This is a genomic window from Mesorhizobium sp. M0854 (assembly GCF_040319815.1).
Taxonomy (GTDB): domain Bacteria; phylum Pseudomonadota; class Alphaproteobacteria; order Rhizobiales; family Rhizobiaceae; genus Mesorhizobium.
Genome location: NZ_JAMYOL010000002.1, coordinates 161,072 through 174,815, shown reverse-complemented (window position 1 = coordinate 174,815; position 13,744 = coordinate 161,072). Strand labels below are relative to the sequence as shown.

Here is a 13,744-nt window from a genome sequence, read left to right as displayed (position 1 = left end):
GATCTAAGCCGCCCGGCTGATCTCAAGTCTTACTTGACGTTGGCGCCGACGACGGCATCCCAGTTCTTGGTGATGGCTTCCTTGGCCTTGCCCTGCTCGTCGAGCGTCGGGAACACCGCGGCTGCATAGGACTCGGCCGGCGGCAGCTTGGCCATCACGTCAGCCGGGAGCTTGCCATTCTTGGCGAGGTCGTTGAAGCGGATCGGGTGACAATAGCCCTTCAGCCAGCCGATCTGGCCTTCGTCGGAATAGAGATATTCCAGCCACAGCTTGGCAGCATTCGGGTGCGGCGCATAGGCGCTGATCGCCTGAACATAGACGCCGGCGACGACACCGGTCTTCGGCACGACGACGTCGACCGGCGGATTGCCCTTCAGCGTATCACGGCCGGCAAGCGCGTTATAATCCCAGGTCACCAGGATTGGCGTCTGGCCTTGAGCAAGCGTCGCGGGCTTGCCGATGACCGGCACGAAATTGCCGGCGGCGTTGAGCTTCTTGAAGAAGTCGAGACCAGCCGTGCCGGCGGCTTCGCCGGCAGCCGCACCGCCGGAAAGGCCGGCGGCATAGACTGCCTGGATGGCCTGGTTCGAAGCACGCGGGTCGCCGGCGAGCGCCACGGTATTGGCGAATTCCGGCTTCAGCAAGTCGGCCCAGTCGGCCGGCGCTTCCTTGACCAGGTCCTTGTTCACCAGAAACGAAAGCACGCCGTAATAGTCGCCGGTCCAAAAGCCTTCGGCATCCTTGGCGCTGTCCGGGATCGAGTCCCAGGTTGATACTTTATAAGCCTGGATCAGGCCATCCTTCTTGGCGGTCGGGCCGAAGCTCAGGCCGACGTCGATGACGTCGGGCGCTTGCGGGCCCTTGTTGTCCTTGTTGGCCTTGATCGCCTCGACCTCGTCGCCGGAGCCGGCATCGGGGTTGAGCTCGTTGACGGTGATCCCCGGATATTTTGCCTTGAAGCCGTCGATGACCGCGCCGTAGCCGCACCAGTCATGCGGCAGCGCGATGGTGGTGAGCTGGCCTTCAGCCTTGGCTGCGGCGACCAGTTCATCCATGGACTGGGCCGACGAGATGGCAGAGGTCGCCATCAGGGCGACGGCCGAAAGGGAAAGCAGTTTTCCCGTGAATTTGAACATGTGTTCTCTCCGTTGAACTGACGCCGTTGGACGCCTGCGATGCGGTATCGTTTTCGTGTGACAGCCAGATGAAAGCTTTGTGAAAGCGATGCCCCGCAGTATGAAAAAGTAAACTCTTTTTAACCGGCTGTAGCAATCGCTTCGCGATTCTTTTTCCGGCTAACTAGTTTCGATCTTGCCTTTCATCTTTCCCCCTTTCCTTTGCCTCTTTCCCAAGTCGATTTCCGATGCGAAAATTGTCTCAGACGGTGCCGGCGATGGCGTTTTCGAGCAGCGTCAGCGCCGCCTTCTTGGTCAGCTTGACCGGGTTGCCGCCGGCGGTCGGATCGACCACCGCCATGTCGGCAATCAGGCCCTTGCGCTTCTTGTCCATGTCGAGCCCCTTGATCAGGCCGGGCAGCGCATGCGGCACCTTGAGCTCCTTGCGCAGCTTGATGATCGCCTTGGCAAAACCGTCGAAGCCGCCCTTGATGCCGCAATAGGCGGCAAGCCGGGCGATGCGCGGCTCGATCGCCTCGCGATTGAAGGCCAGCACGTAGGGCATGAACACGGCGTTGGTCATGCCGTGGTGGCTATCGTAGAGCGCGCCGATCGGATGCGACAGCGAATGAATCGCTCCAAGCCCTTTCTGGAAGGCGGCCGCTCCCATGGCAGCGGCGCTCATCATGTTGGCGCGGGCGACCAGATCCTTGCCGTTGGCATAGGCTTTCGGCAGGTTTTCGAAGACCAGCCTTATGCCTTCCACGGCGATGCCGTCGGCCATCGGGTGATAGCCCGGCGCGCAATAGGCTTCGAGACAGTGAGCGAGCGCATCCATGCCGGTGCCGGCGGTGATGAAGCCCGGCATCCCGACCGACAGCTCCGGATCGGCAATGACGATCGCCGGCAAGAGCTTTGGATGGAAGATGACCTTCTTGGTATGGGTCGCTTCATTGGTGATGACGCCGGCGCGGCCGACTTCCGAGCCGGTGCCGGCGGTGGTCGGCACGGCGATGATCGGCGCGATCGCATCGGCATCGGCGCGTGTCCACCAGTCGCCGACATCCTCGAAATCCCAGACCGGCCGGGTCTGCCCGGCCTGGAAGGCGATCAGCTTGCCGAGGTCGAGCGCCGAGCCGCCGCCAAAGGCAATGACGCCGTCATGCTTGCCCTTCTTGAACACGGCAATGCCGGCGGTCAGGTTGGAATCCACCGGGTTCGGCTTGACCTCGGAAAATACGCCATAGGGCACCTTGGCGTCGTCGAGGATCTTCAGGGTCGAGGCCACCACCGGCAGCCTGGCCAGTCCCGGATCGGTGACGAACAGCGGCCGCTTGATGCCGGTCGCCGCCAGCACCTCCGGCAGCTCCTTGATGCGTCCGGCGCCGAAGCGGACGGTCGTCGGGTAATTCCATTTGGAAACGAGTTTTGTCATTTCGACCTTCTTGACTGCTTTCGTGCTCTCGGATGTCGTCAATTCACAAAGGTATTGGCCACACGGTCTGACCGCATCATGTACGGAATCCAGATGGCTGCGGCCCAGACGGAACGGTAAATTCCGCGCATCGTTTCGCTGTCGAACGCATCAGCCAAGGTTGGAAAGCTCTCGCGAAAAACCAGATGCGCAGCCCATGGGTCGAGGATGACATATACCGGCATCGCGACTGCCCAAATCATGTACCAGCCCGGGAATATCTCCCAGCGCTTGAACATGAAGAACAATAACAGGACCGGGGCTGTAAGGCTTAGAACGCCTGCTGTCACCAGTTCGGCAACGAGCAGCGCACCTTGAGAAAAACTGAAGGCCTGCCAGTCGAAGCCGAGATAGTCGGTATTGTGCAGTTGTACCAACCCCAGTATCGGCGTGAGCATCAACCCGAGCATCGGCAGGACAAGCCACCCGCCGATACCCTCGGGACCCTCACGATCTGGCAGCGCCGATTGTTGTGTATCCGCCATTACTCCCCCTCAACAGCGATCGCATGCCTGTCGATCGCCACCTTAGATCACCTCGCGCAGATGGTATGATTTCGGCCTGGTCAGATTGTCGTAGCCGATGGCCGACAGTGCCGCGCCCTTGCCGGTGTCCTTGACGCCGGTCCAGACCAGCGCCGGGTCGAGATAGTCGCAGCGGTTCATGAACACGGTGCCGGTCTCGACACGATCGCCGATCGCCGCCGCATGCTCAATGTCGTGCGTCCAGATCGAGGCCGTCAGCCCATAGGGGCTGTCGTTCATCAGCGCGATCGCCTCCTCGTCGTTGCGCACCTTCATGATGCCGACGATCGGGCCAAAGCTTTCCTCGCGCATGACGCTCATCTGGTGGTCGACCTGGGTCAGCACTTCCGGCGTCAGATAGGGGGAACCTTGCCTGTCGTTGGCCACCTTCATATCGATGTGCGCCCTGGCGCCCTTGCGCAACGCCTCGGCCTTCTGCTCGCGGATCAGGTCGGCGAAGCGCGCCTGCGCCATCGGCCCCATGGTGGTCGCCTGGTCGAGCGGATTGCCGACGACGTAGTTCCTGGTCTCGGCAATGAAGCCCTCGACGAATTCGTCGTAGACCTTCTCGTGGACATACACGCGCTCGATGCCGCAGCAGCACTGGCCGGAATTGTAGAAGGCGCCGTCGACCAGATTGGCAACGGCATGGTCCATCTTTGCGTCCGGCAGCACATAGGCCGGATCCTTGCCGCCGAGTTCGAGGCCGAGCGTCATGAAGGTGCCCGCCGCCGCCTTCTCGATGGCGCGGCCGCCGGCGACCGAGCCGGTGAAGTTGACATGGTCGATCTTGCCGGAGCCGAGCAGCCTTTCAGTCTGCGCGTGGTTCAGGACGAGGTTCTGGAACAGGCCCTTGGGCAGGCCGGCCTTATCAAACGCCTGCTGAAACCGCTCGCCGACCAACAATGTCTGTGCCGCATGCTTGAGGATGACAGCGCTGCCCGCCATCAGCGCCGGCACGATGGTGTTGACGGCGGTGAGATAGGGATAGTTCCACGGCGCGATCACCATGACCACGCCGAGTGGCACCTTCTTCACATAGCGGCGAAAGCCGTCCTTCGGATTGGAGGCCATGACCGGCTTCAGGGCCGCCTCGGCGATCTCGACCATGTAGCTGACGCGTTCCCTGACGCCGCCGAACTCGCCGCCATAGCGCACCGGCCGGCCCATCTGCCAGGCGATCTCCGGCACGATCTCGTCGGTCATGGCGACCAGCGCTTCCAGCATGGCAAGCATGTATTTGCCGCGCTCGATGACCGGCGTCTCAGCCCACTTCTCCTGCGCCGCCTTGGCACGTTCGACCGCGGCACCGATCGCCTGGTCGGTGGCAAGAGGCCGTTCGGCATAGATCGAACCGTCGACGGGGGATTTTATCTTGACCGTTTCGGTCATGCCTTGGGTCCTCGCATTCTACAATAATGTCGTTGGTTAGCGCCGCCCCTCATCCGCCTGCCGGCACCTTTTCCCGTATACTGACGGGGAGAAGGGACAAGCTCAGCGCCGGGCCCCCTCTCCCCCGTTCTTCACGGGAGAGGCTGAGGGTGAGGAGCGGCGCCAACGTTGCCAGATTATTCAATACCGCTCGAACCCCCTGTGCAGTTCCCAGTCCGTAATCCGGCGGTCGTACTCGAACTGTTCCCAGTGTGCCGTGTGGACGTAATGTTCCAGCACATCGTCGCCGAGCGCCTGCCTCAGCATTTTCGATTCCGCCAGCGTCGCGGTGGCGTCGCGCAATGTCTTTGGAATTTCAGGCAGCTGCGAGGCCTGGTAGGCATCACCGACGAAGGGCTTCTGCAGCTCAAGCTTTTCATCGATGCCGGCAAGCCCGGCCGCGATCAGCGCGGCGAAAGCCAGATAGGGGTTCAAATCGGCGCCGCCGATGCGGCATTCCATGCGGATGCCTTTGGTGCCCTCGCCGCAAAGACGGAAGCCGGCGGTGCGGTTGTCCTCGCTCCACATGATCTTGGTCGGCGCAAACGTGCCGGCCTGGAAGCGCTTGTAGGAATTGATGTAGGGCGCCAGGAACCAGGTGAATTCCTTGGCATATTTGAGCTGGCCGGCCGCCCATTGCTGGCCGAGTGTCGACAGCGTCCACTCGGCATTTTTGTCGTAGAACAACGGCGTCTTGCCGTCGGCGCTCCACAGCGAATTATGGATGTGGCTGGAATTGCCGGCGAGCCCGTAATTGTACTTGGCCATGAACGAGATCGCCTTGCCTTCGGACTCGGCGATTTCCTTGGCGCCGTTCTTCAGGATGACGTGGCGGTCGGCCATGTCGAGCGCCTCGGCGTAGCGGACATTGATCTCTTCCTGGCCTGGCCCCCACTCGCCCTTCGAATTCTCGATCGGGATGCCGGCCGCCTCCATCTCGTTGCGCAGCCGGCGCATGACGCCTTCTTCCTTGGTGGTGATGCCGATCTGGTAGTCGCCGATGTAGGGCGATGCCGTCTCGAGGCCCTGCCAGTGCTTCTTGCGGGCGGAATCGTAGGTTTCGCTGAACAGATAGAATTCGAGCTCGGAAGCGAAATAGCCGATATAGCCGCGATCCTGCAGCCGCTTGACCTGCTTCTTCAGCATGGCGCGCGGCGAATGCGCCAGGTCGTCATGGGTATGGTGGTCGAGCACGTCGCAGATCACCAGCGCCGTCTTCTCCAGCCACGGAACGAGCCGCAGCGTCGCAAGGTCCGGCTTCATGACGAAATCGCCATAACCCTTCGACCAGCTCGCCGCCTTGTAGCCGGGCACCGGTTCCATATCGATGTCTGCCGCCAAGAGATAGTTACAGCCATGCGTCTCGTCATGCGCGGAATCGACGAAATAACGGGCCAGGAAACGCTTTCCCGCGAGCCGCCCCTGCATATCGACGATGCAGGCCAGCACCGTGTCGACCTCGCCGCTGGAGACCGCTTGCTTCAACTGATCGAACGAGAAATTTCCGGCCATTCCTTTGGCACTCCAGCGCTTGTCGTTTCGGGCTTGTCACTTTGAAAAGGAAACGAAAACCACGGCCGGCGCGAATGCCGGCCATGGTCATGAGAGGGGGTCAGGCGCCGGCTTCGCCTATGGCTAGCTCGGCTGCCTTGATCGCCGCCTGACGCTTTGCGATCTGGTCGCCGATGGGCGGACCCTGGAAGCGGCGGTTCTCGAAACCGAACCAAAGCACCGCGGTCAGCACAATGAAGCCCAAGGTGATATAGAGCACTTTGTCGTTCGGCGGCTGGATGGCGATGTAGAAGATGATCGCCATGCCGATGACCGACAGGATGCAAAACAGCTTGAACAGGCCGGCGCCGAGGTTCCATGGGCCGGGGTTCGGCCATTTTTCCGTTCCGAAAGCCATCATGCCGAGCACGATCGGAATGATGAAGGACAGAAACAGGAACACCAATGTCGAATTGACGACGATGGTATAGATGTTCGTGCCGCCGACCGAGATGAACTGGGCAAGAAAGACATAGATTACCTCGAGCACAGCAGCCGTCCAAATCGCATTGACCGGCGTGCGCCAGGTCGGGCTGACCTTGGCTAGCGAGGCCGAGCCGACCGGCATGCCGCCGTCACGCGAGAAGGCGAAAAGCATGCGCGAGGCAGAGGTGACCGTTGCCAGACCGCAGAGGAACTGCGCGATCAGGATGCCCAGATAGAGCAGTGTCTTCAGCCACGCCGGCAAGATCGCGTCCATCGTGGCGAAGAACACGCTCCAGCCCTGCTTGGCGCCGGCCGCCAGATCCGGAATCGCCAGTACGATCGCGCACAGCATCACCCAGCCGATCAGCGACGACCAGACTACGGACGAAACGATTGCCCGCGGAACCGAGTGCGCCGCCCTCAACGTTTCTTCCGAAGTATGCGCCGACGCGTCATAGCCAGTGATGGTGTAAACCGGCAGCAGCAGGCAGAGCAGGAACAGGTAGCTCATGGAATCCGACTGTGGGAAGACACCGCCGCCGGCATCACCCGAATAGTTGGTGAAGGTCCACAGCCGCGTGATGTCGATTGCGGGCGCAAACACCAGGCAGGCAATGATCAGCACAGCTGTTGCGCCAAGGATCAGGAAGCCGGAAGCGTCAGTCAGCATGGCGGTCAGCTTGATGCCGAAGTGATTACAGAGCGCCTGGATCGCGGTGATGACGGCAACAAATCCGACAATCTCGCCCGGAGTACCGGTAATGCCGAACCAGCTCCCGAACGTTCCGACGAAGAAGAAAGCAGTACCGATGTTGATGGCGCCGAGCACGGTGATCAGGCCGAGCAGATTGAGCCATGCGGTGAGCCAGCCAGTGAAACGGTTCCCTAGGATGGATGCCCAGTGATAGAGGCCGCCGGCGGTCGGAAATGCAGAGGCGATCTGGGCCATGGCGAGCGCGAAAAATCCCGAAACCATGCACCCGACGATCCAGCCGATGCCAGCGCCGGCGCCACCGATGGACGACGTCGCTTGCGCAAAGGAATTGATGCCGCCTGAGAGGATGCAGATGATCGAGAACGAGATCGCGAAATTCGAGAAGCGGCTCATGCTTCGCGACAGTTCCTGAGCATAGCCCATTCCGTGGAGAACTTTCAGGTCCTCCTTCTTGTCAACTTCGCTGTAACCCGGTGCTACCATTTTAAAGTCCCCTTTTGGTTTCTTAGCTGGCCGATTGAACTGACTTTCCGACGGCGCTTGGTCTGGAGGCCTTGGCCGCTTCGGGCTCCAGATTGAGAAAAATACCTGCGAGCAGATCCGCCCATTTCCGCTGCCCGGCTGCGCCGGCGATCTCGTCGTTGCGGATTTCAATCATTGCGCAGGCCAGCCCGCGCGAGCGGGCATGGCGTTCCAGTGTGAAATAGACGCGGTCGGCCGGCGAATAGGGTTCATTGACGCCGACCGTTACGCCGGCGAGCCGCTTCAGCGCCGCGATCAGCGGCGCCGCCAACCGACCATCCTCGTCATGGATGATGCCTATGTGCCAGGGCCGGCTCTTGCCCTTGTATACCGGCGTGAAGGAATGGATCGAGACCAGCCTGGTCTCCCGCCCGGCCGCCAGGCGCTCGTCGATGACCGTTGCGATCCTCTCGTGAAACGGCCGCCACGCCAGAGCGATGCGCGCCTCCCGCTGGTCGGCGGAAAGCCCCTGGTTGGCAGGGATCACGGTTTTTTCGCTGGCGCTGACCGTCACTATCAGGTCCGGCGCGTCGATCGGCCGGTTGCAGTCGATGACGAGCCGCGAGACGCAGGTCTCGACCAGCGTCGCATCAAGCGCCTCGGCCATCCGGCGCGCCACCGGCAAGGCGCCGGGATCCCAGGCGATGTGGCGGGAAAGTTCCTCGGCGGCAAGGCCGAGCGTTCCGAATTCCGGTGGCAGGAAATTGGAGGCGTGGTCGCAGGTCAGCACGAAAGGGCTTGATCCGCCGGGGTTCGTCACCCTTACGGTTTCAGGCGATGCAAGGCTGGCGGGCCGTGCTGTCTCCATTGTCTGCTGTCCCCGGGGAGCGCTGTATCGTATGTTACGTATTTTGCCTCATTGCGTCCCTGCGGATGATTTCATACAGTTTGGCCGGCTTTGTCAAACGCGATTTCGATAATGCGCTAACGGCACGGCCAGGGTGGGGAAAAAGCATGGTTTCGAGCATTGCCGAACTGATCTCCGACCGCATCGGCACCATGCCGGCCGGCGAGCGGCGCGCAGCGCAAGCGCTGATCGCCAGCTATCCGCTGATCGGGCTGAAGACGGTCGCCGAATTCTCGGCTACGGCCGGCGTATCATCGCCCACGATCCTGCGTTTCGTCGCCCGGCTCGGCTTCCAGAACTATCCGGAATTCCAGTCGGCGCTGCAAGACGAACTGGCGGCGCAATTGCAGTCGCCGGCCTCGCGCACGCTCAATCCGCCATCGCAGGGCGCCAGCGCCGTGTCGCCGATGCTGGAGGCGACCCTCGACAACATGCGCGAGACATTCCGGCACCTCTCGGACAAGCAGCTTGCCGACATCGTCGCCAAGCTAGCCGACCGGCGCGGCAAGACATTCCTGATCGGTGGCCGCTTCACCGACCCGCTGGCGCGCTACATGGCCGCCCACCTCGCCATCATCCAGCCCAACGTTTTTCACCTCGGCGGGCAGGAAAGCGTCTGGCGCGACCGACTGATCGACATGGGGAAGCGCGACGTGCTGGTGATCTTCGACATCAGGCGCTATCAGGACAGCCTGGTCCGTTTCGCCGAGACGGCCAACCAGCGCGGCGTGCAGATCGTGCTGTTTACCGACCAGTGGCTGTCGCCGATCGCCCGCTTCGCCCGCCATGTCATCGCCGGGCGCACCGCCGTGCCTTCGGCCTGGGACTCATCCGCCGCGCTTTTCGTCGTTGCCGAAGCGCTGATCGGCGCGGTCACAAGGCAGCTCGAAGCCGACGGCGCCAAACGCATCCGCGAACTGGAAAGCCTGCGGTAGAGCCCCTCCGGAAAGGCACGCCTTTCGCTTCGCTCTAGTCCACTAGAAAACTGATCATCTGCAGGATCAGGATCAGCAAAAGGACGCCGAAGACAGTCGCAACCACCGCTGCCAGCAGGACGGTGCGTTGTTTCTTACCCATGGCTTTCCCCCCGACAGCATAGTCCCCGTCCACGACTGCGAATATCAGTCCCGCCCCACTGCTCGGCCACCTCCCAACTCCTCAAGACCCGCCTGCGGCTGGGGCGGAGGAGTAATGACGACTGGTTCACGTGCGAAATGAACCGCTTACCAAGGTGCTCGCTAACGGGCACGGCCGCATCATTCATCCGACCCATGTCACGGCCGAATCACCACCTTGCATTTCGGGCTTAACCATTCAGCCGCTAAGCGTGCCCCACCCCAGCTACTTTACCCATGGCAAGCATGATCGAAGTTCGGCTAGCCTTGTCGACGTGAAGCCGCTTCCTTGAACCAAAGCGCGGTGAACTGCGCGGAGGGTACGATGAGCTATCTGGACGAGCTGTTCTCAGTCGCCGGCAAGACAGCGCTGGTCACCGGCGCCGCGACCGGCATCGGCCGCATGGCGGCGACCGCTCTGGTCATGGCTGGCGCCTCGGTGATGATTGCCTCGCGCAAGGGCGAGGACTGCGCCAAGGTTGCCGGCGAGTTGAACGGACTTGGCGCATCCGGCCGGGCGGAAGGTTTTGCCGGCGACGTCTCCAGCGAGGCCGGCATTGCGGCGCTTGTGGCCGAGGTCAGGGCGCGGACCGAGCGGCTGCATATCCTGGTCAACAATGCCGGCATCTCCTGGGGCGCGCCGCTGGAAAGCTTTCCCTACCATGCCTGGGCCAAGGTGTTCGGCGTCAACGTCACCGCGGTCTTCCACCTGACGCGCGAATTGCTGCCTCTGCTCGAGGCCGCCGCCAGCGATGCCGACCCGGCCCGGGTGATCAACCTCGGATCGGTGATGGGCACGCAGCCTTTGGCCGAAGATGCCTACTCCTACTCGGCCTCGAAGGCCGCGGTTCACCACCTGACGCGCATCCTGGCGATCGAGTTCGCCGCCCGCCGCATCACCGTCAACGCCTTTGCGCCTGGCCCTTTCCGGAGCCGGATGACGGCCTTCGCCACCGGCACCGAGGACCAGGCAAGACATATCGGCAACCACGTTCCGATCGGCCGCATCGGCGCACCGGATGACATTGCCGGCGCAACGCTCTATTTGTGCAGCCGGGCCGGCAGCTATGTCACCGGCGCCATCCTGCCGATCGATGGCGGGCAGTCGGTGCAACACGGGCTGACATTGTTCAAGGAATGAGACGCACGCCATCCGGCGAGTGAAATGCCGGGGGTGAAGATGGAGGACATCAGCGTGGAACCGATCAGTCTCGATGTGCTTCTGGCCAACGTCGGCAAGGAAGTCGGCGTGTCGCCATGGCGGGTCGTCACCCAGCGCATGATCGACCAGTTCGCCGATGCCACCGACGACCATCAGTTCATCCATTGCGATCCGGAACGTGCCAGCCGCGAAACGCCGTTCGGCGGCACCATCGCGCATGGCTTCCTGTCGCTTTCGCTGTTGTCGGCGATGACCTTCGAAACCATGCCGCCGCTGGAAAACAGCAAAATGGGCGTCAATCACGGCTTCGATTCGCTGCGCTTCCTGGCGCCGGTGAAGACCGGCTCGCGCATCCGCACCCGTTTCGTGCTGGCCGACGTCAAGGTCAGGCCGTCGGGGTGGGTGCAGACGGCGCACGACGTGACGATCGAGATCGAGGGCTCGAAAAAACCGGCGCTGACCGCGCGCTGGCTGACGCTGACGCTGATCGAACGCCAGCCGGAAGCGGTCTGACTCTCGTCGGGCGGAGAAGCCCAAATCTATCTGTGCCAAATCTATTTGGCTTCGGCCGCGACGTACTTCATGTGACGGCTGACCTGCAGCGCAATGTAGACGACCAGTGAACAACCGATTGGGAACACGATCTCGTTGAGGCCGGTTGCGATCGCCTGTGGCATTGCGAGAGCAGCGTCGTTCGCCGCGGCCGTCTCGATGGTCAGCACCGTGATGCCGCCGCCGAATACCGCGCCTATCAGGGCGCCTGCCAGCGCGAAATGGAGCGGACGCGGTTCTTCCTTCGATGCCAGCGACGCCAGTGCCCAGCCGAGCAGCCCGTATTCGATCGCCCGCAGCACACCGAGCGTCGTGAGCGACAGGATGGCCGGCTTTGCCGCCGCGTCCAGCGCGCTGACCATAACCTTTTGCGTCCCTTTGGCGATGCCCATCGCCAGTGGCGCCGAAATCGCACCGATCAGGCCACCGAGCGAGGCTCGCACCTTGGTGAGCGCCGTGCCGAGGCTGACGCCCGCGCAGACGAAGAACGACCAGGTCACGCCTTGCGCCAGTTCGATCAGAACCTGCGTCGTCGCCGGGTAGGCACCTGCCGCAAATCTGACGGTCAGAATGAGAGCTTCCATGGCGAAGCCGAGCGCGATCGCCAGCCATGCGACCATGACGACGCGCCTGAGCGCCATCCTGGCGCGATGAGAAAGCGGGTCCACGTCCGGCACGCCGGACGAAAGCTCAGTTCCGGTCATAACGGCCTCCCGAAACGAAATTTTTGCAGAGCCGCGAATTAGTCTTTGTCTGTAACAGTCCGATGTTGCCGGCTTTATTGCCTGGTTACATCGTTTTGTGAGGTCAAGCCTCTGCTTCACACCGCCCTTGCCCGACGCCGTACAGCGTATATATGCTGCATCCAGCATCAGTCATAAGGCAGTAGAAAGTTGCAGCTAAGCGTCCAGGAGCGCCGCGAAAAACAAAAGGCCGAACTGCGTTCCGAACTTGTCGACGCCGCGCACAAGCTTGTCCAGGAAGAAGGCTATGACGGCCTCACCATCCGCAAGCTCGCCAAGCGCGTCGGCTATGCGCCGATGTCGGTCTATTCCTATTTCGCCGACAAGCAGGACATCCTGTTCGCGCTGGCCGAGGATGCCTTCGAGACCCTGGCCAGGCGCATCGCAAATCATACGGCCGACGACCCGATCGAGGCGCTCAAGGCGGTGCTTGTCGAATACGCCGCCTTCGGGCTGGAAAATCCCAACGAGTACCGCACCGTCTTCATGACCGAAAAAGTCAAGCCGCCGACCGGCAAGACCTTTGCCGAGATGGAAGGCGGCAACCCGGCGATGAAAGTGCTGATCGAGAGGGTCGAAGCCTGCGTTGCCGCCGGCAGGCTCAAAGGCGATCCACGCGCCATCGCCACCATGCTGTGGGCGGTCGGCCACGGCGCCATCTCGCTGCTGATCACCTTCCCGTTCTACCCGTTCGGCGACCAGACGACGTTCATCACACGGATCGGCGACATCATGCTCGAAGCCATCGCCGCGCACGAGATTGCGCCGCTCACGCCGCCCGTCAACTGCTGAAGAGCGGCGCTCCTCCCGATCTGCAGGATCTTCTCCGAACGATCCGCGCCACAGCGCCGAGCGTTCGGCAATTCTCCGTACGCGTACGATTCTGCTTGAACATCGGGAGTCCAGGGCGTATCTGTACGCAATACCGTACAAGTACGAGAAATTCAATAGCTGAACCGGAGACCGACGATGAAGAAGGCAATCCTCACGCTCGCCGCCCTGCTGGCGCTCTCTAGCGCCGCATTTGCCGGCAGCAGTCAGACAGGCAAGCAAGAAGCGGCCTGCATCGACACCAAGGCTGATGTGAAGCTCGATTGCGCGCCGACCGGATCGCTTGAAAAGGCGGACGCCGCGGCCCACAAGGCCGGCAGCAAGGGCCCGAGGCTCGGCATCGGCATCGACCCGTGGATCGTGCCAAGCAGCTTCTGAGCCGACGGGCGACAACACGCGGTGATGAACCGAAAGGGCAGCAGCAATTACCGGCCGCCCATCGTGCTGCCTCAGCCCTGCTTTTTGTCACCCCGCGCAGATCACTTCTTGCGCTTCTGTCCCACCACGCTTTTGGGCTTGCCGGGTCTTGCCGGTGCGCCGGGAATGGCCGTTCCGGTGATCGATACCGGATCGCTGGCCGGGAATGTATCCTCGAGGCCTTCCTCGAGTTCCTCTTCGATATCCGTCCCAGTGCGCTGCTCGTCTTCGAAAGAGCGCACGGCCGGCGTCTTGACCGGCGACTTCGGCGCGGAGTTCGGCGGCATTTGCGTTCTCCCTCGGCTCGCTGTCGCAGAAC

Annotated in this window: 14 protein-coding genes; 5 read left to right on the top strand and 9 right to left on the bottom strand. The window is 62.1% G+C overall.

Going from position 1 to position 13,744, the window contains the following annotated elements; translation table 11 throughout:
- Nucleotides 1-29: 29 nt before the first annotated feature.
- The 7 genes from NKH99_RS03770 to NKH99_RS03740 form a co-directional block, all read right to left on the bottom strand.
- Complete coding sequence (locus NKH99_RS03770) at nt 30-1,136, bottom strand: ABC transporter substrate-binding protein (protein ID WP_352469502.1); 1,107 nt, start codon at nt 1,134-1,136, stop codon at nt 30-32.
- Nucleotides 1,137-1,377: 241 nt separating this feature from the next.
- A complete protein-coding gene (locus tag NKH99_RS03765) occupies nt 1,378-2,550 on the bottom strand; it encodes an iron-containing alcohol dehydrogenase (protein WP_352469501.1) in 1,173 nt (390 codons plus the stop codon).
- A gap of 38 nt (nt 2,551-2,588) precedes the next feature.
- Entirely contained in the window at nt 2,589-3,074 is a 486-nt protein-coding gene (locus NKH99_RS03760; protein ID WP_352469500.1) for a DUF2569 domain-containing protein, read from the bottom strand.
- Nucleotides 3,075-3,116: 42 nt separating this feature from the next.
- Nucleotides 3,117-4,505 (bottom strand): aldehyde dehydrogenase family protein, encoded by a 1,389-nt coding sequence (locus tag NKH99_RS03755; protein WP_352469499.1) that lies wholly within the window; start codon nt 4,503-4,505, stop codon nt 3,117-3,119.
- 180 nt (nt 4,506-4,685) lie between these two features.
- Nucleotides 4,686-6,056, bottom strand: coding sequence for a glutamine synthetase family protein (locus NKH99_RS03750; RefSeq protein WP_352469498.1), 1,371 nt, complete (start codon nt 6,054-6,056; stop codon nt 4,686-4,688).
- A gap of 100 nt (nt 6,057-6,156) precedes the next feature.
- The gene (locus tag NKH99_RS03745; RefSeq protein WP_353012692.1) at nt 6,157-7,719 is read right to left on the bottom strand and encodes an amino acid permease; all 1,563 of its coding nucleotides are present in this window, start codon (nt 7,717-7,719) and stop codon (nt 6,157-6,159) included.
- A 22-nt stretch (nt 7,720-7,741) separates the two neighbouring features.
- A complete protein-coding gene (locus NKH99_RS03740) occupies nt 7,742-8,566 on the bottom strand; it encodes an N-formylglutamate amidohydrolase (protein WP_353012689.1) in 825 nt (274 codons plus the stop codon).
- Nucleotides 8,567-8,712: 146 nt separating this feature from the next.
- Between NKH99_RS03740 and NKH99_RS03735 the strand changes: the two genes are divergently transcribed.
- The 3 genes from NKH99_RS03735 to NKH99_RS03725 all read left to right on the top strand — a co-directional run bounded on the left by NKH99_RS03735 (nt 8,713) and on the right by NKH99_RS03725 (nt 11,395).
- The gene (locus NKH99_RS03735) at nt 8,713-9,540 is read left to right on the top strand and encodes a MurR/RpiR family transcriptional regulator (RefSeq protein ID WP_352832490.1); all 828 of its coding nucleotides are present in this window, start codon (nt 8,713-8,715) and stop codon (nt 9,538-9,540) included.
- Between the two features lie 505 nt (nt 9,541-10,045).
- Nucleotides 10,046-10,861 (top strand): SDR family oxidoreductase, encoded by an 816-nt coding sequence (locus NKH99_RS03730; RefSeq protein WP_352682471.1) that lies wholly within the window; start codon nt 10,046-10,048, stop codon nt 10,859-10,861.
- 39 nt (nt 10,862-10,900) lie between these two features.
- Entirely contained in the window at nt 10,901-11,395 is a 495-nt protein-coding gene (locus NKH99_RS03725; protein WP_031211357.1) for a MaoC family dehydratase, read from the top strand.
- A 41-nt stretch (nt 11,396-11,436) separates the two neighbouring features.
- On the opposite strand, the gene NKH99_RS03720 is transcribed toward NKH99_RS03725, so the two are convergent.
- Nucleotides 11,437-12,138 (bottom strand): hypothetical protein, encoded by a 702-nt coding sequence (locus NKH99_RS03720; protein WP_352469493.1) that lies wholly within the window; start codon nt 12,136-12,138, stop codon nt 11,437-11,439.
- Between the two features lie 189 nt (nt 12,139-12,327).
- On the opposite strand from NKH99_RS03720, the gene NKH99_RS03715 reads away from it, so the two are divergent.
- Both NKH99_RS03715 and NKH99_RS03710 read left to right on the top strand, forming a co-directional pair.
- Nucleotides 12,328-12,969 (top strand): TetR/AcrR family transcriptional regulator, encoded by a 642-nt coding sequence (locus NKH99_RS03715; protein WP_352469491.1) that lies wholly within the window; start codon nt 12,328-12,330, stop codon nt 12,967-12,969.
- A 177-nt stretch (nt 12,970-13,146) separates the two neighbouring features.
- Entirely contained in the window at nt 13,147-13,386 is a 240-nt protein-coding gene (locus NKH99_RS03710; protein ID WP_352469490.1) for a DUF680 domain-containing protein, read from the top strand.
- Between the two features lie 101 nt (nt 13,387-13,487).
- Here NKH99_RS03710 and NKH99_RS03705 read toward each other — a convergent pair whose 3' ends face one another.
- Nucleotides 13,488-13,712, bottom strand: coding sequence for a hypothetical protein (locus NKH99_RS03705; protein ID WP_023675341.1), 225 nt, complete (start codon nt 13,710-13,712; stop codon nt 13,488-13,490).
- Nucleotides 13,713-13,744: the final 32 nt, after the last annotated feature.

Bases quoted from the DNA above. Each gene is read 5' to 3' on its own strand.
- NKH99_RS03720 (WP_352469493.1), bottom strand. From the start codon at position 12,138: ATGACCGGAACTGAGCTTTCGTCCGGCGTGCCGGACGTGGACCCGCTT.
- NKH99_RS03735 (WP_352832490.1), top strand. From the start codon at position 8,713: ATGGTTTCGAGCATTGCCGAACTGATCTCCGACCGCATCGGCACCATG.
- NKH99_RS03765 (WP_352469501.1), bottom strand. From the start codon at position 2,550: ATGACAAAACTCGTTTCCAAATGGAATTACCCGACGACCGTCCGCTTC.
- NKH99_RS03760 (WP_352469500.1), bottom strand. From the start codon at position 3,074: ATGGCGGATACACAACAATCGGCGCTGCCAGATCGTGAGGGTCCCGAG.
- NKH99_RS03730 (WP_352682471.1), top strand. From the start codon at position 10,046: ATGAGCTATCTGGACGAGCTGTTCTCAGTCGCCGGCAAGACAGCGCTG.
- NKH99_RS03745 (WP_353012692.1), bottom strand. From the start codon at position 7,719: ATGGTAGCACCGGGTTACAGCGAAGTTGACAAGAAGGAGGACCTGAAA.
- NKH99_RS03725 (WP_031211357.1), top strand. From the start codon at position 10,901: ATGGAGGACATCAGCGTGGAACCGATCAGTCTCGATGTGCTTCTGGCC.
- NKH99_RS03710 (WP_352469490.1), top strand. From the start codon at position 13,147: ATGAAGAAGGCAATCCTCACGCTCGCCGCCCTGCTGGCGCTCTCTAGC.
- NKH99_RS03750 (WP_352469498.1), bottom strand. From the start codon at position 6,056: ATGGCCGGAAATTTCTCGTTCGATCAGTTGAAGCAAGCGGTCTCCAGC.
- NKH99_RS03755 (WP_352469499.1), bottom strand. From the start codon at position 4,505: ATGACCGAAACGGTCAAGATAAAATCCCCCGTCGACGGTTCGATCTAT.
- NKH99_RS03705 (WP_023675341.1), bottom strand. From the start codon at position 13,712: ATGCCGCCGAACTCCGCGCCGAAGTCGCCGGTCAAGACGCCGGCCGTG.
- NKH99_RS03770 (WP_352469502.1), bottom strand. From the start codon at position 1,136: ATGTTCAAATTCACGGGAAAACTGCTTTCCCTTTCGGCCGTCGCCCTG.
- NKH99_RS03740 (WP_353012689.1), bottom strand. From the start codon at position 8,566: ATGGAGACAGCACGGCCCGCCAGCCTTGCATCGCCTGAAACCGTAAGG.